The following is a 20,433-nucleotide window of genomic DNA, read 5'->3' on the forward strand; positions in this document are numbered from 1 at the left end:
TATATAGACCGCGATAACAAAGAAGGTGGAAATATTCCCATTGAGAAACTGGATGATCTGTTACCAGAACTTGGATTTGCCCCCGGCAGCCAGCTGGTCGTAAAACTCGATGTCGAAGGAATGGAAACGGAAGTGCTGGAAGGAGCCAGGCAATTCATCCAGCAAACACCTCAACTTCGTATTATTTTTGAACGTTATGAAGGGGACAATACTGTAAACGATAAATTAAGCTCATTGGCTGATTTTACTTTTGAAAGACTCGATGAGTTTAATTATCTCGCCATCAAAAAATAAATACCGGTAACTGTTTTTGCTAAGGGCAATACGTTTTAATGGACGTGTTGCCTTCGTATTTTGTGAAGGAAAACCACCCCAATAGCCAGAAGATGAATGATATATTATTTATATACATAACGAAAGTAAATGAGTTGTCATCGATCTATTTTGAAACTATTTCCCCTCACATAAATTATTGATTAACAAATATCAATAAGAATCACTTAAATTGATTCTTTAGGAATGAAACACGTATTCTATCCCGGTTCCGTAAAAAGTTATTATTTTGGAAGCGTTTTTACTTAAACTAATCCGGTAAATATATCTTATTAAATAGCTAATAATCAATAATTAATAAATAATTAAGAAGATGAGTAACAAGATCAATTTAGCGCTACAAATCATTCCTTCAGTGCCTTCTGAGCAGGTTTATGCAGTCGTAGATGAAGCTATTGCCGTGATCCAGGCATCCGGTGTAAAATACAGGGTATGCCCTTTCGAAACAGTGATGGAAGGAACCTACGAAGAGCTGATGGAAGTGGTTCGTAAAACCCAGGAAGTATGTTTTAAAGCAGGTGCATCTCAGTTATTAGTGTATATAAAAATGCAGATAAGAAAAGACAGCGATGTGACCATGGAAGAAAAAACAGGGAAGTATGACAGCATATAGTTAAATTTTTTTATCTTACCGACCGAACAAAAGGAGAGGAACTTATGCGATATGCCGCCCCATTGGATGATAATTCAAAACTGGTCACTAACCTTGTCATCATTCTTACATTAGTTTTTTTATGCAGACAGATGACTGATATTTCTCACGACTCTGTTACTACAACAATATTGCTGTTTATTCTGATACCGGTTATCGTGGTCGCCTGGAGCCTGAGCCCCCAATATTATACTATCACGGCAACGGCTATACTTATCAAGAGGCCGCTTTATAGTATCACCATTGAGATGGAAGATGTGGTAAGACTGAGAAGTATAACTGAAGAAGACCTGGGTAGCAGTTCCCGTTTACTGGCTTTTGGAGGTGTATTCGGATACCTGGGTACCTACCGCTCCAGCGAAATAGGGAAGTACCAACGCTGGTGTACCAACCGGGAAAACCTGGTGCTGATAGAATCCGATAAACAAAAATGGTTGATCAGCCCTTCAGAAGCAGAGGATTTTGTAAAGAAGGTCAATAAGATCATTAACATAGCAGCGATCTAATAAGGTAAGCACCTGCATAAAGCTATAAAAGCGAAGATCCGGACAGCCACAAACTGTACCGGATCTCCGCTTTTATAGCTTTCACTTTCTCAATTTTCAGCGTATAATGGATCAGGTTGAAAACGGGGGGAATATCCTTTTTTCAATGTTCTCTAAATGCCCATACACTCGCATTTGCCATTCTCAAATCCCCGTTGCACTAGCTTTGAATATTATACAATACGCCATACACTCCCTTTAGATAATCTTCAATTTGCCCCGAAAACACGTTCCCCGAATTATGTTATATTTATAGTAATCAAAATTATCTCTCATGGCAAAACAAATGTCTATCCTTCCCTTTACGGGAAAACTCGGCCCGCTCATTGGGTATAAGCGCAATGGCAACTACTTCCTGCGCTCGATGCCTGAAAGCGTGCAGCAAACGGCTGCTACCCGCCGCGCATCCAGGCGCTTCGGCATCGCCAGCCGGAAAGGCGCTTTTATCCGGCATGCTTTCTACGGCAACCTGGATATCCATTGTGACGGCGGCCACATCAATCGTCTCAACAAGCTGCTCATTGCTGCCGGCGATCATCATGCAGCCATCACAGGCTTCCGCTTCAATCAGCATACCGGAGTAGATCGTTTTTTTCCGGTGGCTCCCCGGCTTCTCCCTAACGGGATATTAAATATTCCCGCACAAACCATCGCCGGGTATAAAGGTATGGCTGCCTTCGAAGTAAAAGTGATCGCAACGCGCATTGATTTTAGATCACGTCAGGTGGCGGGTAGCGAAACGGTTACGCTCATGATAGATCCCGATACCAATTTCCAGGAAACAAATGTTTCGCTGGATGTACCCGGGCAGGGCTCACTGGTAGTAGTTTTCCAGGTAAGAGCGATGTACAAAGACGGTCCATCGCGCAGCAGACAATATATGGCTGCCGATATCATTGCTGTGGCAGCACCACAGGTACCCAAATATGCTCATAAACGCACCTACCCAAAGCGGAAGATATTGCTTCCCGGCCTTACCTATACACACGCATATCCAGCTATCATTCAACTGGAATAAATCTAATTTGCCCCCGGAGATATTTTGATGAATACCCCCCTATACCTGCTTCCTTTTGAATAATACATCTCTTTCCTCAGCTACCCCCTGGTAGGGAAGCAGCCCTGCTATGGCCATTTCCGACCTCCATCCGTTTGCTGATTCAATTTCATCCCGGTTATACATCCGAACGTCATCCCCGCATCAAGTCCACCTCTACTGCACTGCTTCTATAGGTACTAAGCGGGTGCTAAGCATAGCCTGGACGGAGCCTACATAATGAAAAGGCAATGCTGACTATAATGATGGGTGTTCTTAATGCACTATAAACTTTATGCTTAAAATTCACACTATCCCCTAACTTTTCAACTTGATCCCGTATATTTAAGTAACAACTTCTTAACCAAAATCTATCGCCATGAAGTCATTGTACGCTATGACGCTGGCGGGCGCTTTCCTTTTCTTACCCTTTTTGCTGCTCGCTCAGAATCACACTATTATTGGTAAAGTAACTACCTCCGGCACAACCGAAGGAGTACCCGGCGTCACTGTCCAGGTAAAGGGCCATGCTTCGGGAACCGCTACGGGGGTAGATGGAACTTACCGGCTCACAGTACCCGATGCCAACAGCATCCTCATTTTTACTTCAGTAGGTTACCTGTCGCAGGAGCAGCCATTGAACGGGCGCACCACAATCGATATCCAGTTACAACCCGATACCCGCAAGCTGGAGCAGGTAGTGGTAACTGCTATGGGTATTAAAAAGGAAAAGCGCGCATTGGGATATGCGGTCCAGGATGTAAGTGGGGCCGACCTGATGCAATCTAAGCAATCGAATGTAGTGAATGCGCTGCAGGGTAAAGCGGCGGGTGTACAGATTTCCAGCGGAGGGGGCGCACCGGGACAAGGTTCCCGTATCCTGATCCGGGGAATCAATTCCCTGGACCCCAGCCGGAACAGCCAGCCCTTGTTTGTAATAGATGGTATCACCATGGACAATGAAACAGACGTTGTCGGTAATAATGAGACCCGGGGTATGAGCAATGGTGCAGCAGATCTGAATCCCGATGACATAGAAAGTATTTCTATTCTGAAAGGCGGCGCCGCTACCGCCCTGTACGGCTTACGTGCAGGTAACGGTGCGGTGATCATCACCACCAAGTCCGGCAAGGCGGGTCGGCTGAAAGTCAGCTTTAGCACTACCGCCGGCTTTGAAAGAATAGGTAAAACCCCCGATGTACAAAATACCTATAGTCAGGGTAACAATGGCATATACGATAACCAGAGCTTCTGGCCCTCCTGGGGACCAACGGTGGCGGATGCACGAAAACTGGACTCTACCCATCCGGAAGTGTTGTACGATAAATACAAGCAAGCCTATAATACCGGCAGCCAGTTCCGTAATACCCTGGGGATCTCCGGTGGCACTGAAAAAGTCGTATATGCGGCATCGTTATCCCAGTTTAACCAGAACGGGATACTCCCTTTCAGTAACTATAAAAACTACTCGGCCAGGGTGAGTGGCAGTGCGCAGGTAAGCGAAAAATTTAAAATGGGTGTTTCTCTCAACTACATTAACTCCGGCGGTAACCGTGCTAATTTTGACCGTTACGGAGAGCAACTGGTGTACTGGTCGCCACGCTGGAATATACGCGACTATATAAAAGAAGACGGTACCCAGCAAACTTATGGAGGTACAGACAACCCCATGTACACTGTGTATAGTAACCGTTTTGTAGATAATGTAAACAGACTGATAGGAAATATCAATTTTACCTACAGTCCCTTCAAATGGCTGGACATCCTCTATAATGCAGGAACAGATACTTACAACAGCGGCATGACACATGCCGCTCCGGGACCCAAAGGAGTAGTAGGAGAAGTCCCGAGCACCGATAACAGTTTTGGTTTCGTAGATGAATATACCATCAACAAACGGGCGCTTTCTTCTACCCTGATCTTCAATTTCAAAAATAAGATCAGTTCCAAGTTAAGCTCCGATCTCAAAATCGGACAGGATATCTTTTCAAGAAAATTTAAACAGGTATCTGTTGAAGCAGATACACTGGACATACCAGACCTGTTGATTCTGCAGAATGCTAAAAAGGTGCTGACCTCACAAAATCTCCAGAACTATTACCTCATGGGTATTTTCGGCGACTGGACCCTTAACTGGGATCGGTGGCTATACCTGGACCTGACCAGTAGAATCGATATCAGCTCCTCACTACCCAGGGCTAACCGTTCATTCTTTTATCCATCTGCGAGTCTATCTTATCTGTTTACAGAACACCTGAAAATCCCCGAAAGGATTTTATCGTACGGAAAACTCCGGGTTTCCTGGGCCAGGATTGGGAAAGACGCGATACCTTATAATACAGGTTCCGGTTATATTCCACTCGTAGATGGTCCTATCGGAGGCTCCGCCATTGGCTGGACCCGCGACGACCGGCTGGGAGATCCTAATCTGAAACCTGAGTTCACCAATACTTTTGAAACAGGAGCGGAGCTACGTTTTCTCAATAACCGTTTAGGCGTAGACGTGACCTGGTATACTTCCAAAAGTACAGATCTCCTCATCCCGCTGAAGTTGTCGAATGCAACAGGTTACGAAGACTATTATACCAACATAGGATCCATTCGTAACAGCGGAGTGGAAGTCTCATTAAATGCTACTCCTGTCAAAACCAAAAACTTCAACTGGGACATCCGGATCAATTTCTCATCCAATCATAACGAAGTACTCAGTCTGGGTAAAGACTTAGAGGAAATAGACGTGGCCGAGCACTTCGGATACGCCGGTTCTACCGCTACCATGAAATACATTAAAGGTTACCCTGTGGGCGCCATCTTCGGTACCAGTTACCAGCGGTATTACGGTAGCGACAAGGAAGATCCGCTGATGATCGATTACAGCAAACCGATGATCATCGGACAAACCGGCAACAGTGCAGGCTTCCCTTTGATCAACAGCACACAGAAATACCTGGGTAATTCACAGCCTAAATGGATCGGTAGCATTACCAACACCTTTAATTATGGTCCGTTCAGTTTATCTGTATTGATTGATACCCGACAGGGCGTAAAAAAATACAATCAGCTGGCTAACTTCCTCGCCGCCTTCGGTGAGTCTGCGGTTACAGCCAACCGGTTTGACCAGACGGTATTTCCCGGTGTACTGGCAGACGGCTCTCCCAACACACAGAAAGTATACCTGCAGCAGGCAAAGGGACCTGATGGACGTAACTATGGTGCCGGATACTATCGCAATGCATATCGCGGGGTAACGGAGAATTTTGTGGAAGATGCTTCCTGGATCAGATTGCGCACCCTGAGCTTTACCTATCAGATTCCAACATCCCTGTTGAGTGCCACCCATCTGATTTCCGGCGCCAGCATTACACTTACAGGTAACAATATATGGCTGCATACCAACTACAGTGGCTTTGATCCGGAATCCAGTTCAAATAACTCTGGTAGTAATGTGGATGCTTTTGCAGGGTTCACGTACCCGACTACACGTAGTTTCCTGGCCACCCTTCAAGTTACCTTCTAAAACTGCTGATCATGAARAAACTACTCACAATATTAATATATGCATCAGTGCTGGGCATACTGCTCCAGGGCTGCGCTAAATCACTCGATATCAATGATAACCCCAATCAGGCTACTGTTCCACCGTTGAATGGTTTGTTGGTATCTGCTACTTATCACACCGCCACCAATGTATACCGGGTGAGCAATATCACTTCTTACCTGGTACAATACCTGGCATCACCCAACGCCGATGGTGCTACGGATACGTACCAGTCTACCGACTACAGCACTACCTGGAAGAATCTATATGATAACATGACCGACATTCATGATATGATAGATCAGGCAAGTAAGCAGGGAGCTGTCCGCCATGTGGGCGCCGGCGAAGTCATGATGGCCATCAACCTGGAAATGCTGAACGACTTATGGGGTAGCGTACCTTATTCCAGCGCATTCAATGCACTTGTTATTCAACCACCTTACACAGGGGATGACAGTGTGTATATCTACTGCTTGTCCTTACTGGATGATGGTATCCTGCAGTTGAAAAAAACAGATACCAAATACGAACTGGATGCTTCCAAAGACCTGCTTTTTGGTGGTAATACCAGTGCCTGGATAAAAACTGCTTACGCAATTAAGGCACGTATACTCAATCATATCTCTAAAAAAGGTACTTATAATGCTGCTGGTGTATTAGCCGCGCTGGCCAATGCGTATACCACCAATGCGGACGATGCGCAGATGCTACGGTTTCAGTCGCTCAGCCCCTGGAATCAGGCGGCCGTTAACAACACCAATAATAGCCTGGATGGTTGGCTCAGCGCTCATTTTGTAGATGCACTGAACGGGAAGACTTATGGCGTATTTGATCCCCGGTTGCCACTGATTACCGATACCACCAGGTTTGGAGATTACCGCGGCACCATCAACGGCGCCGGCCGGATAGGGTCAGGTACCAATAAGGAAGAATGCTACCTTTCACTGAAAGGCTTTTATTCCAGGCCTGGCGCGCCTTTGCTGGTTGCCACCTATGCAGAGTGCCGGTTTATTACTGCCGAAGCAGCGTTCAGGAGCGGTGATAAAAAGACTGCTTATGATGCTTATATACAGGGTATTACCGCCAATATGGATAAGGTGGGTGTGGATACCGCAAAGCGGAATGCTTACCTCCGGAATCCCGCAGTGGGCGTGGGTGAGGGGGCTATTACACTGGATCTTATTCTGAAGGAGAAATATGCTGCCCAGTTCCTGCATCCGGACACCTGGAATGATGCCCGTCGCTATGATTATAAATATAAAAATTTCAATCTCCCCGAAAATGCCCAGCTGACAACGTTTATCCGGCGGCTGGCTTATCCGGATACAGAGAAAAGCCGTAATGGCGCTAACATGCCTTCCGTGAAATTAACAGATCATATCTGGTGGGACCAGTAGGAGAATTACGAATTTCAAATTACGAATTACGGATTGATAAGGGGAGATGTAAATGAGGAAAAACTCATTCGCACATATCTCCTTATCAATCCGTAATTCGTAATTCGTAATTCGTAATTTGAAATTCGTAATTCGTAATTCCCCTAATGGAAGAAGTAGTAGCCGAGCAGTATCGCGCAGAGCATGCCGAAGAAATCGGCGATGAGACCCGCCGCCAGTGCGTACCTGGTCAATTTAATATTAACTGAACCAAAGTATACCGCGAGTACATAAAAGGTAGTTTCCGTAGTGCCTTGTATAATGCTGGCCAATTTGCCCACAAAGGAATCCACGCCATGTGTTTTCAGGATATCTACCATCAGCGCCCGTGCACCACCACCACTCAGCGGTTTCATAAAGGCTACCGGTAACGCAGGTACGAAATCGGTATTGACGCCCATCCAGGCAAATAACATCCCGATACCGCTGGTAATAAAATCCAGACAGCCGGTAGTACGGAATACGCTGATCGCTACCAGCATACCCACCAGGTAAGGAATGATCCGCACAGATACCTGGAATCCTTCTTTAGCACCTTCAATAAAGGCGTCATATACATTTATCTTTTTTGCCATACCAGCCACCAGGAAGGTAATAATAATCGCAAAAATGATCGCGCCGCCAAGAGCAGCGGTTTTAGGGCCTATCTCTGCCGGAGGCAAACTATTTACCCAGAACCATAGCAGGGCCATGATACCGGCAAATATGCCCAGGAAGATCAGTACCGGCAGCTTGAACAGGTTAATCCGCTGAAAAATGGATACGGTGACCATACCCATGATAAACGCCATAAAAGTGGAGATGACCGTGGGAATGAAGATATCTGCGGGGTTGGCGGCACCAGCTGCCAGCCGGATGGCGATCACCGAAGTAGGAATCAGTACCATCCCCGCCGTATTCAGCACCAGGAACATAATCTGTGGGTTGCTGGCTTCTTCCGGTTTGGGATTGATCTCCTGCAATTCCTTCATGGCTTTAAGCCCCATGGGAGTGGCCGCATTGTCCAGTCCCAGCAGGGTGGCGGAAAAATTCATCATCATAGACCCCATTGCCGGGTGTCCTTTGGGTACGTCAGGAAATAATTTCGAGAAAAAAGGATTGACCAGCCTGGAAAAGCGGTTGATCATACCAGCTACTTCGCCTATCCGCATGATTCCCAGCCATAACGTCATGATCCCGGCCAGACCCAGAGAGATCTCCGCACCGGTTTTAGCACTGGCAAACATGCCGTTCATAATGTCCCCGAAAACCGATGCGTCCTGTAAAACTACCGACTTGAAAACTGCTACAACAAATGCAATAAGAAAAAATCCCAGCCATACGTAGTTTAATGCCATTAGATTATTGGTTTATTCAATCAACAAATAAACTAAAATAAACCTATCTTTGCGCAAATTTTAAAAAATGGCTTTGCAAGTTGGAATTGTAGGATTGCCGAATGTAGGAAAATCGACTTTGTTTAATGCGGTGAGCAACAGCGCTAAGGCGCAGGCCAGCAACTACCGCTTCTGTACTATAGAACCCAATGTGGGACAGGTGGATGTGCCTGACGAACGTATGTATAAACTGGAAGAGCTGGTAAAACCGGAACGCGTGGTGCCTACAACTATCGAGTTCGTGGACATCGCCGGCCTGGTAAAAGGCGCCAGCAAAGGAGAGGGACTGGGTAATAAGTTCCTCGCCAATATCCGTGAGGTAGACGCTATTGTACACGTGATCCGTTGCTTCGAAGATGAAAACATTCTTCGGGAAGAAGGGGAAATCAACCCGGTGAGTGACAAGGAAATCATTGATACCGAGCTGCAGCTGAAAGATCTGGACAGCGTGGAACGTAAAGTATCCCGCACAGAGAAAATGGCGAAGACCGGTGGCGATCCTAAAGCAAAAATAGAATTTGAAATACTGAAAAGATGCCAGGAACACCTGGAAAAAGGTCGTAATATCCGCGAACTGGCCCTCAGCAAAGAGGAGCGCGTAGCGATTGCCGACCTGTTTCTCCTCACCGAAAAGCCCGTTTTATATGTGGCCAACGTAGATGAGGCTTCTCTTCACACAGGTAATAAATACTCACAGGCCCTGCAGGAAGCTGTGAAAGCAGAACATGCTACTGTGATCGTGATGAACAACACTATTGAAGCCCAGATCTCCGAAATGGACGAACCGGCTGATAAGGAACTGTTCCTCAGTGAATACGGTTTGACCGAGCCAGGTTTGAACCGCCTGATCCGTTCTGCCTACAACCTGCTGGAACTGATCACCTATTTCACTGCTGGTGTGCAGGAAGTACGTGCCTGGACCATTCACAAAGGCTGGAAAGCACCACAGGCTGCCAGCGTAATCCATACAGATTTCGAAAAAGGATTTATCAAGGCAGAAGTAATTGCGTACGAAGACTACGTAAAATACGGTTCTGAATCAGCTGCCCGCGATAACGGACGCCTGCGCATAGAAGGAAAAGAATACATTGTTGCCGATGGAGATGTGATGCACTTCCGTTTCAACGTTTAAGATACTTCATGAAAATATCCGTGAAGGTTACAACACTCGACGGGTCGGATTTATTCCGGCCCGTCACTATTTAACCCCCTAACGTCCACGCATATATAATTTTTATCCACGCTTTCCAATTTGTCCTTCCAATTTGTAATTCTTTTATTAGCTTAGCCGACTATTATTAATGTTAGCTCATGCGAATTGTCAGGAACGTAAAACTCTTTTTCCGGGAAGGAAACTCGGATAAGACCTATGAAATTGACCTTTGTGAAGTTGGCCCGGAACAGTATCTTGTCAACTTTAGATACGGAAAACGGTTTGGAACTCTGAAGGATGGTACCAAAACGGTAAGCCCTGTAGCACTTACCGCCGCCACTACTATATTCGATGCCCTTGAAAAGGAAAAACGAAGCAAAGGCTATCTGGGAGAACAGGAAGCTGTTCAGGATTTATCATTTGTACCGGTAGATACAACCCTGGTAACAGATGTAAAACACCGCGCTGTTTTAAGACGCCTGCAGGACGCCATCGAAGGCACTTCCAGTTATAAAACCAACTGGAAAACTTCACGCGTCATCTGGAAAGCAGGAGAATGGAAAATAAAAGAAGCGGTACCCTACCTGATAAAACTGGTAGAAAAAGGAGATGCACTGYAACGCTATTCCGCACTGTGGGCATTGGCCAAATGTGCCGATCCTGCTGCTATCCCGGTACTTCGTTCCTATGCGGATAACGGCTCCTGGCCGCTGAATATCCGGATGCTGGCGGCTAACGGTTTGCTCCTGGTGTTACCTCCGGAAGAACGTAGTGCACATGTACTTTCCTATTTACAACGCCTCCCTGAAATATTCCAGACCACCATCAGCTCCAATGATGTGGCCGCACTTTTCAATTTGTTACAGGAAAGAGTCCTCACACAACAACAACTGAACTATCCGTTGCTGGAAGACCTGTACCTGGTAGCTTACGAAAACAGAACAGTGGCACAGGCCATGGTGGCATTGTTACACCAGTTGCCATTAAGACCATCCTATTTTCAGCATATCCGCCACATTTTTAAACAGGCGGAACTGCGGGATGATCAGGGAATGGTGGCGCTGCTGGCCGCCAGATTTGAACGGGAAGCTTCCATGTTCGTAAATCCTGGTACCAGATTAGACTACGATGGAGAAACAGTGGTGCCTAAAGTATTTATACCGGAATTGGAAGAATCCTTCCAGGCGGATAAGGAACTGAAGCGTCCCACCAGTAAACTCGCGTACTCAGACAGAACACGCGCTTATCTGCATCGCCGCGTGCTGCGTGAGCTCCAGCAATTCGGGGCATCAGAAGATACCCGGTATGTTCGCCTCTCTACGGCGCTGCTGCTGCAATATGAAGAGGAAAGAGATGCCACAAAGGAATACCAGGTCCGCGATTACGGATATGTAAACGGCCGGTATGTTACCATCTATAAACAGTTTCCGGCTAACTCCCGTGCGGTATACCTTAATTATATACTCCGCGGTAATGCCTCCAACATGCTATTGTTGCCCGGCAACAAAGAATGGATGTTCAAGGAAGAGGATGCTGCAGAGAAGAATAAAACAGTATTGGGTGCCAATCCGGATGCTGCCAGAAATCAGGATAAGAATAACCTGCTGAAGAAGTTATTCGGCTGGCTGGGGGGAGCAGAAAAAAATATCACCGCGGCAGCAGTGCCACCGGAATATCAGGCGGAGAAAGCGCCGGCACCTCCTGTGAGCGATGTTCCTTACCTGCATTTATGGCAACAACTACCACAGGCTTTCATCCAGTTGCTGATTTCTGCACGGATGGAAGTGGTGCATATTTTTGCTATGGAGCAACTGAAATCACATCCCGACTATCGCAGCCTGAAAGATAAAATGGATGAAAAGGTGATTGCCGGATTATTGGCCAATCCCTTCAGCATTCCTTCTATGTTTGGTCTGGAACTGGCAAAGGAAAGATATAACCCTGCCAAACCGGAACTGGGCTTATTTTATGTATTGATAAAAAGCCCGCTGGAGCTGGCACGTATACAGGGGCTGCAATGGATCAGCGAAAATCAGGCAATCTGTTTCGGAGACGCCGACTTCCTCATGCAGCTGATCTTTTCACCCTATAAAGAAGTACGCAACTTTGTACGCAAGCAACTTAACGAAAGTTATCTGCCACTAGACAAAGCCCGCATACTCAGCACTAAGGCCATCAAAGGTTTACTGGAGCTGAAAACAGCTACAGATGCCGGTAACGACAACCTGAATGACGCTTGCAGTATCATCGAACACTTCTGCCGCGAAGCACTAACGGAAACGGGTATACCGGTAATAGAAGACCTGCTGAAAAGCCCGGTAGCTGCCTGTCACGCTTTTGCCGCCAGGTTGCTGCTGCTCAAGCAGGGACATTTCAATTACACCGAGATATCTGATGAGCTGTTACAAAACCTCCTGAACAATACTTTCCAACCCGTAAGAGCAGCTGGCGTGGATATACTGGGCGCCATGGGATCGAACGAATTGCTGGCAAGACCCGAACTGATACTCCATATTATATTAAATACGTACACGGACGTACGAAATGCGATTCGTCCGTTGATCAGCCAGTTGGTGCAGCAGGATAATCGCCTGGCCATATACCTGGTAAATGAGCTGGTACCACGCCTGATGCGTAAGGAAACTGCGGAAGGCATGCATGCCGATATTGCGGCCATCCTCAGTAATGAACTGGTCGATTATTTACAGGATGTAGATACAGCTACTGCTTTGCGCCTGCTGTATTCCAATTACAGATCGGCCCAGGAGTTTGGACTGGTAGTGCTGAACAAGTATATCCCTGCACAGGCATTGTCGCTGAAACAGGTGATTGCTACCGGCAACCACGAACTGCTGAGCGTAAGAGAATGGAGCTGGAATTTCTTCCATAAAAATGTAGAACGCATCCGTTATGAACGTGATGCCGCCATTGGATTACTGGATGCAAAATGGGAAGACACCCGGCAAAATGCCATGGAGTTTTTCCGCACACAGTTTGGAGAAAATGACTGGTCACCGGAAACACTGGTCGCCGTCGCAGACAGTGTAAGACCGGATATACAGGCTTTTGGTCGGGAATTGCTGATGTGTTTCTTCCGGGAAGCAGATGGCAGCACTTACCTCATGAAGCTGAGTCAACATCCCAGTGAGTCCATGCAGTTGTTTGCCACCAATTACCTGGAGCGCTATGCGGCAGGTAACCTGGATTACCTGCAACAGCTGGAACCCTATTTCCGGATAGTACTCAGCCGTGTAAATAAAGCCCGTGTTGCCAAAGAAAGGATCTTCGGATTCCTGGAAAAAGAAGCCGGGAAATCCGCGGAAGCAGCCACCTATATCGGACATATCATTGCTCATATTTCCGCTACAGTAGCCATTGGAGACAAAGCACGCTGTATTGATATCATGCGCAACATACAGCAGCAATATGCCGTTGAACTGCCTATTCAGATATTACCAACAGCGATCAGAGTATCTTAAAAAGTAATCCATTTTATGTTATTTAACTACAGATATAGCGGCAACTCCCAGGTGTACAGCAATGCCACTTCTGCAGGCATTTCATTTGCACCGGATACCCGCCGTGACCCGACTTTCTTTGTGGGCAAGCTGCATAAAAAAATAGCTTTCCGTGAAGCCATATCTGCCCTGCATGATGTAGTGGTATCTGATCTGCGCTTTAAACCCAAAGATAAAACCGCCTACAAAGAATGGGCTGCTCAGCAGGAATCAATCTGGCTGGCAGAGTTCATGAACCAGTACGATGCAAAAGCAGCCGACCAGCGCATAGACGCGCTGAGAGGAGAACTGCAGGGCATCGCACAGGAAAAGGACAAGGTCATGGGGCCGTTTTACAAAGCACGTAAGCAATATTTCGACTTTTTATATCAGAAAGACCGCGATGCCTGGTTTGTACTGGATCCCGTTATCAGTGTGCATCCGGATGAACTGTTCTTTGAATGTTTCAGTCAGGATGAATCTACTTACGGTAAACTGAGCGCCAGCTACAACGTATTCAAGGAAGTGAACGAGTTTGAATGCGGCACTACCAACATTGACTATTCTGCCGCTTTATATAATGAGTTCCAGAAGATCCGGGACTATAAGGAAACAGATTTCAAAATTGATCCGGGAGGCTTCCAGGTACAAACTTCCCAGGAAGAACTGTACCATGAAGTAAAGATAGATTTGCCGGATAGCTGGGTAAGAGGATTTCTGCAGGTAAGTTCAGCGATGACACTACCCGCGGCCAGCTTTGACCTGCATCCAATGGATGTATATAATTTCTGCTCCTGGCTGCGCAGATTTAAAGAGAAAAAAGGTCCCCGTTCCATTCGTTTTATACTGGAACCCGGCAAGCCGGTGCGTGCTGTATTTGAACCATGGAATCATGAAATCGTATGTGCGAGATCGTTATACACCGGTCCGCAGCGCAGAGAAATCAGGATATGGGGGAGGAGGAGAATGCTGATCCTGGAAAGACTGATTCCGATTGCCCGCAAGTTCACGGTGCATCTTACCGGGAACGGATTACCATCTTTTTATGTAGCAGACCTGGGCGATATGCAGTTCACACTGGGCCTCAGCGGATGGACAGCCAATGACTGGTCACGTGCCGGACAGTTTGACCTCATGGCGCCCAGAGCAGCAGTAGATGATGCCGCCAAACTAAAAGTGTTTGCTGATCTGAAGACAAGGTGGATGGCAAAACCGGAAACAATCGTTGCGGCTACAGGATTAGATAAAGCTACGGTATTGGGCGCATTGGGAATTTACACCCAGGCAGGTAAAGTGATCTTTGATCTGCATACCGGCTTTTACCGTTTGCGGGAACTCAGCCGGGAACCATTGCCGCTGGATGAACTGCGTTTTTCCAATCCGCAGGAAGCAGATGCCAACAGGTTTATAAAAGAAGGAAAGGTAACGGTTACCGCAACAGACATTCCTGGCGTTGGTTTACAACTGAAAGGAAATGTACAGGCGCCACATCGTGTATACCATCCCGTTATAACTATTGATGCAGATGAAAGATTAAGTGAAGGACATTGTGATTGTAACTTTTATGCTTCGAATAAATTATACAAAGGTCCCTGCGAACACATGCTGGCACTGCGTATAGCGCATTCGGAAAGTAAAGCGGTAAAATAATTTTCGGGGAGATATTTTATTTTCCGAAATTATTTTCTACCTTGCTGACTCGTTAATAACAAAGATCTTTGTAAAGAGGAATTGATTGCACTTGCGCCCGAAAAGGGACGAATGATGTTTCGTCATTCAGGTATTTTGACTATACATGCTTCACTAAATGCAATCTTTACTTTGGGAGGGGCCTACCATACGCATATTTCCGGTAGAAGCCCCAGGGGCTGAAATATGCGTATGGTAGGCCCCTCCCTGGAGTTGATTGATTTAGTCAATGGTTCGCACGAAGGCGATTTCCTCTTTACAGAATTTTGTTTCTTTCCCACTCAGCAAGGCTGTACAGCCGATCAGATTTCACCCGCATCATCTCAGCATTTTATTGTTTTTTTTTAAGCTATTGGGCTATTATATGTCATCAGCATTGCGTTGAGTCGTCATAAAATAACCGAATAAGAAAATGAATAAATACCAAAATATTTATCATGTCTTTAACCCGTCAACAGCTGTACGATCAAATACGTGCATCCTCTAAAGAGGAATATATACTGGAAGAAATGACGCGCCTGGGATTCTGGCCCAGAAGTGTTGGACAACCTGCTCCGGCAGTAACGCTCATCCGCAAGGAAGGAGAATTACACCGGCAGCTGAATGAACTCCTGGCCGAAAAGCAAAGGTACCGCAGCAGAAGATTGTTGCTGGAAGACATGCGTAAAGAACGCATGGCCAAGGCGAAATTAAAAAGAGTAGAAACCAAAAAACGCCGGGAAGAAGCAAGGGTAAAACGCGCGGCAGAATGGGCGACAGAAAAAAATCTGCACATCGTTTATCTTGGGGAAGAAGTCTCCGCAGGATTAAATAAAGTAATTCCTGATACCACACAACTGGAGAAATTCGGTTTGCCGGTATGGTCCGATGCAGTGGCATTAGCCAATGCCATGGGCATTACCATAGGTAAACTGCGTTACCTGTCTTTCAATCGTAAAGTAGGTCACCATACCCATTATCAGCGTTTCCAGATCCCTAAAAAATCAGGTGGTACCCGCGTGATTTCTGCCCCCATGCCACAGCTCAAAGCAGCTCAACACTGGATCCTGGAGAATATTCTCTATAAAATAAAAACCAACGAATCTGCCCATGGCTTTGTGCCTGGCAAGTCTATCGTTACCAATGCCGCCCCGCACGTAGGACAGGATATCGTTATCAATGTGGATCTGAAAGATTTCTTTCCTTCGATCGAATATAAAAGAGTGAAAGGCTTATTCTGCAAGCTGGGCTATGCAGAACAGGTAGCTACCATCCTGGGACTGATATGTACAGAACCGGAAGTAGATGAAGTGCTGTTGGACGGTCGTAAATATTATGTGGCTAAAACTGCAAGGCATCTTCCACAAGGTGCACCTACCAGCCCGGCCATCACTAACCTGATCTGTTATAAGCTGGACCGGCGTTTTGCAGGACTGGCCGCAAAATACGGTTACGCCTATACGCGATATGCAGATGACATGACTTTCTCCGCCAAAGGAGCTGCCGCAGATAAAGCCGGACAATTATTACGCGCCGTGAAAATGTTTGTAAAGGAAGAAGGATTTACCCTTCATCCCGACAAGCTAAAAGTGATGCGCCGCGGAGATAAACGGGAAGTAACAGGCATCGTAGTAAATGAAAAGCTAAGCCTGGACCGTACTACCTTACGCAAGTTCCGCGCACTGTTGCACCAGATAGGACACACAGGCTTATCCGGTAAAAGCTGGGGGAAAGGAAAAAATATTATCAGTAGCATGGAAGGCTACGCCAACTTTGTTTACATGGTGAAGCCAGACCTGGGAGTAAAGCTGAAAGCTACGTTGGCAGCCTTGCTGCAAAGGGAAGATATTAAAGCAGAAGCCCGTAGCATCTGGACTGGTGAGCAGTTGCCGTCAAAGGAAAACGGTACATCTGCAGTAACCCGTGCTCCGGTAAATACTGATACGATAACGCCAGCATCCACCACTCCGCATAGTATAGACGGAACTGCTGTCCAAACACCTCAGGCAGCCCCCGGAAATCCGGCAGGAGATAAGCCTGCCGCTTCGGACAAACCCTGGTGGGACGTTCTGTAAAGCACGTATCTGAAATAGAAAAAGGCCTTGCGTATTTGTCTTCCTGAAAATTATTTAACAGGAAGACAGCCACGCAAGGCCTTTAATATTTTACAGGCGATGTGCCGATGACAGCACCTGATAGTGTATTATCTGTTACAACGGATGGCGCATGATCATGTAGGAATAACAGCGGCCCGTTGTATAGTTACAGGTGATGTCGCTATCGACACCACCTGTTGAATAATTACAGGTTATACCCCAGTGAAATATAGTACTGTGAACCAATGGTTGGGTTACCCCATGATTGAATATATTTCTTATTCAATAAATTCACTGCACCCAGTTTCACGGTTGTTTTTGCCTTAGGGAAAAATTTGCTGACCATCGCGTCAAGTGTACCAAATGCAGGTATCTCGCTCAGTGCAGCCACGTTTACTGCGGGACCCACAAAAGAAGACTGCCATATGAAAGACTGCTGCCATTTCCATAAAACGTTGAAAGCAAAATTTGAATTAGCAATGTTACGATTGCCGAAATTCAGACTGTAGCGAACTTTAGGAGTATTGTACATAGCCAGGAAAGAACCAAGGTCTTTGGCGTTAGTCAGTTCATTATAAGATACGTTACCTCCGAAGGTGAAATTGAGCGGCAGACTGTAATCCAGTCCAAGCGCCCATCCCCATGAATGCACTGTTTCCTGTGCGCTTACCGGAACGGAGAATACGTTCCTGGTAGTAGCACTGGTAGGTTGAATGAGTACCTGGACGCCATTCATGTTTTTGAAATCATTTTTATAGATATAAGCATCGATCAGCAGTTTTTTTGCCACCAGTGCCTTGTATCCGATTTCATATGCCTGTATTTTTTCCGGTAAAAACTCATTAAAAGTGTATTGTTTAGGAGCACCAGCCTGCACAGATTGTAAGGAATACACCGGACCTTTATCCAGACCATAACGTTCCCGCAGGAAAGGCAAGCCACCGATCAGATGTGCCTGTGGCGTTACCAGGTCTATATATTGATCCTGGTTATGCGGAATGCGGAAACCTGTCTGATAGGAAACACGGATGTTTTGTGTTTCGAGGAAAGTATACACTGCTGATAGACGTGGACTGAACTGACCTTTAAAGTTCATGTTCTTATCGTAACGTACAGAACCCGTTAGTTTGAGGTGGTCGTTGATCAGTTTTTTCATGATCTGTACATATCCACCATATTCGTTGATACGGAACTCTTTGCCGTTATCATCCAGCGCAAATAACGTCTCTTCAGAATTCAGTGCGTAGCGGCGATAGTTACCACCAACCAGGATTTCGGCAAAGTGTACAAGGTTGTGGAAGTTGTACATAAACTCCGCCTGATAAAGATTGGTTTTATCAGTGAATTTAGCACCTACACCACTGGCATCTCCTGGGATAGCCTTGTTCTTTACTTTATCTGCTGCGGCATCAAATTCTGGTGTGCCCGGAAGTAAACGGCCTTTGTCTGCAATGCCTCTGGCGGCAGTGTTGTAGGCGTCCCGTTTACCATTTACAGCAGCCTGGGCTGCTGCCAGTGCAGCTGTTGGGGTAGCGCCACCCTGTAAAGCGGCACCATAGGCTTGCGCAAAGTTGGTGATGGAGTTGGTTGCATATGTACCGAAATATTCGCCATACCACTGCTGGCTGCTCTTCCAGGCTTCATTAATACCAGAAGCCAAAGTACCGCCGGCATAGCTGTCGCCGGACCTTTCCTGGGTAGTGTATAGTCTTACATAAAAGTCAGGGCTTCTCAGCTCCACTTTATACTGGCCCATATTGAAATTCTTCAGGGAGTAGCGATCGGCTCCGGTGTACACGGTAGTACCGGCACCATAACTGCCCTGTATGAGGGCTTCCAGGTTTTCCGTGATCTTATAGTGAAGGGCACCATTCAGTTTCAGGTTTTTGGTAGTATAGTCAACCACATCGGCTTCATTGTAGCCGGTACGGGTAATGCTACTGCTACCTGCACCCGGAATGGCAGCGTTCAGGATTTGTTGGGGTGTTACTGTGCCACCAAACATACCTGAAACCTGTGCCAGTTGTGTGGCAAGGGCGGATCCGGGAGTGGCAGCCTGCGCTGCCAGGGTGTTATACATATTCACGGTATTTTCATCTCCGTAAATATTTACCCCATTGTATCCCTCATTATTAGCACGGGTACCGTCCTGCAGCGTATGTCCGTTAGTGAGACTCTGATCACGGTGATCGTAAGCCTGCCAGTCCTTCGCCTGCAGATAGCCGATATTTAATTTAAACGCCACTTTGTTATTAAAAGCATGTGCATAGCGTACAGATACGTCATAAAAACCGGTGGTGGCATCGGTTCTGCCGTTATCATTCAGGAAGCCAGTCTTTACCTGTGCACTTACGCCCTGGTACTGAAAGGGATTTTTACTGGTCATCAGCACAATACCATTGAGCGCATTGGGCCCATAGAGGGCAGATGCAGCACCCGGTATGAGCTCTACGTTGTCCAGGTCCAGTTCGGGAATACCCACCATATTACCTACGGCGAAGTTAAGGCCGGGGGCCTGGTTGTCCATACCATCATTCAGCTGTAGTACACGGGTATTACCATTGCTGTTAAACCCGCGGGTGTTCACAGATTTGAATGTTAAACTCTGTGTGCTCATTTCTACGCCTTTCAGGTTGCCGATAGCATCATAAAAGGAAGGAGCGGGAGAGGCTTTTAAAGCACGTGCATCCAGTTTTTCAATGGATACCGGTGATTGCAGAATACTTTCCTGCACACGGCTGGCAGCTACCACTACTTCCTGGCCGAGGGTTTCAGTGGTGCTGAGTTCTATATCCACTTTCTCTGTGGCAGAACTGATTTCTTTTTCTTCCGTTTTATAACCCACGTAGGAAAATACGAGGGTCAGCGGAAAGGAATGGGTAGTTTTAAGGGTAAAGGTTCCTCCGCTACCGGTAATAGTGCCGGACGTAGCACCTTTAATACTTACTGTAGCACCGGGTAGCGCGTTGCCACCTTTTTGATGTACCACCCCATTAATAGTCGTAGGTGTTTGCGCTGAAATTACCTGGGTAAGGGATAATAAAAGCAACAGGGAGCCCCATAAGGCTTTGATAAAAATGCTTTTCATACTCAGTGGAGTTTT

12 protein-coding genes are annotated in these 20,433 nt (G+C 46.5%); 10 read left to right on the forward strand and 2 right to left on the reverse strand.

Going from position 1 to position 20,433, the window contains the following annotated elements; all coding sequences use genetic code 11:
• The 6 genes from AC1DP6_RS32635 to AC1DP6_RS32660 form a co-directional block, all read left to right on the forward strand.
• Positions 1-294 (forward strand): FkbM family methyltransferase (locus AC1DP6_RS32635; protein WP_477058618.1); only part of this gene is annotated, 294 nt, incomplete at its 5' end.
• A gap of 352 nt (positions 295-646) precedes the next feature.
• Entirely contained in the window at positions 647-946 is a 300-nt protein-coding gene (locus AC1DP6_RS32640; protein WP_441577039.1) for a thiamine-binding protein, read from the forward strand.
• Between the two features lie 44 nt (positions 947-990).
• Entirely contained in the window at positions 991-1,491 is a 501-nt protein-coding gene (locus AC1DP6_RS32645; protein ID WP_477058619.1) for a PH domain-containing protein, read from the forward strand.
• 313 nt (positions 1,492-1,804) lie between these two features.
• Complete coding sequence (locus tag AC1DP6_RS32650; RefSeq protein ID WP_477058620.1) at positions 1,805-2,548, forward strand: hypothetical protein; 744 nt, start codon at positions 1,805-1,807, stop codon at positions 2,546-2,548.
• A 397-nt stretch (positions 2,549-2,945) separates the two neighbouring features.
• Complete coding sequence (locus tag AC1DP6_RS32655) at positions 2,946-6,083, forward strand: SusC/RagA family TonB-linked outer membrane protein (RefSeq protein WP_477058621.1); 3,138 nt, start codon at positions 2,946-2,948, stop codon at positions 6,081-6,083.
• Between the two features lie 11 nt (positions 6,084-6,094).
• Positions 6,095-7,501, forward strand: a complete 1,407-nt coding sequence (locus tag AC1DP6_RS32660; RefSeq protein ID WP_477058622.1) for a SusD/RagB family nutrient-binding outer membrane lipoprotein — start codon at positions 6,095-6,097, stop codon at positions 7,499-7,501.
• Between the two features lie 143 nt (positions 7,502-7,644).
• Here AC1DP6_RS32660 and AC1DP6_RS32665 read toward each other — a convergent pair whose 3' ends face one another.
• On the reverse strand, positions 7,645-8,877 hold the full coding sequence (locus tag AC1DP6_RS32665) for a nucleoside recognition domain-containing protein (protein ID WP_477058623.1): 1,233 nt from the start codon (positions 8,875-8,877) through the stop codon (positions 7,645-7,647).
• Positions 8,878-8,944: 67 nt separating this feature from the next.
• Between AC1DP6_RS32665 and ychF the strand changes: the two genes are divergently transcribed.
• From ychF to AC1DP6_RS32685, 4 genes are all read left to right on the forward strand, one after another.
• Positions 8,945-10,048, forward strand: a complete 1,104-nt coding sequence (gene ychF, locus AC1DP6_RS32670; protein WP_441577045.1) for a redox-regulated ATPase YchF — start codon at positions 8,945-8,947, stop codon at positions 10,046-10,048.
• A gap of 179 nt (positions 10,049-10,227) precedes the next feature.
• Positions 10,228-13,548, forward strand: a complete 3,321-nt coding sequence (locus AC1DP6_RS32675) for a HEAT repeat domain-containing protein (protein WP_477058624.1) — start codon at positions 10,228-10,230, stop codon at positions 13,546-13,548.
• Between the two features lie 15 nt (positions 13,549-13,563).
• Positions 13,564-15,216: an SWIM zinc finger family protein gene (locus tag AC1DP6_RS32680; protein ID WP_477026443.1), complete on the forward strand. Its 1,653-nt coding sequence runs from the start codon at positions 13,564-13,566 to the stop codon at positions 15,214-15,216.
• Positions 15,217-15,692: 476 nt separating this feature from the next.
• Positions 15,693-17,309: a reverse transcriptase family protein gene (locus tag AC1DP6_RS32685; RefSeq protein WP_477058625.1), complete on the forward strand. Its 1,617-nt coding sequence runs from the start codon at positions 15,693-15,695 to the stop codon at positions 17,307-17,309.
• A 226-nt stretch (positions 17,310-17,535) separates the two neighbouring features.
• Here AC1DP6_RS32685 and AC1DP6_RS32690 read toward each other — a convergent pair whose 3' ends face one another.
• Complete coding sequence (locus AC1DP6_RS32690) at positions 17,536-20,418, reverse strand: TonB-dependent receptor (RefSeq protein WP_477058626.1); 2,883 nt, start codon at positions 20,416-20,418, stop codon at positions 17,536-17,538.
• Positions 20,419-20,433: the final 15 nt, after the last annotated feature.

This window comes from Chitinophaga sp. 01L420, assembly GCF_056399985.1.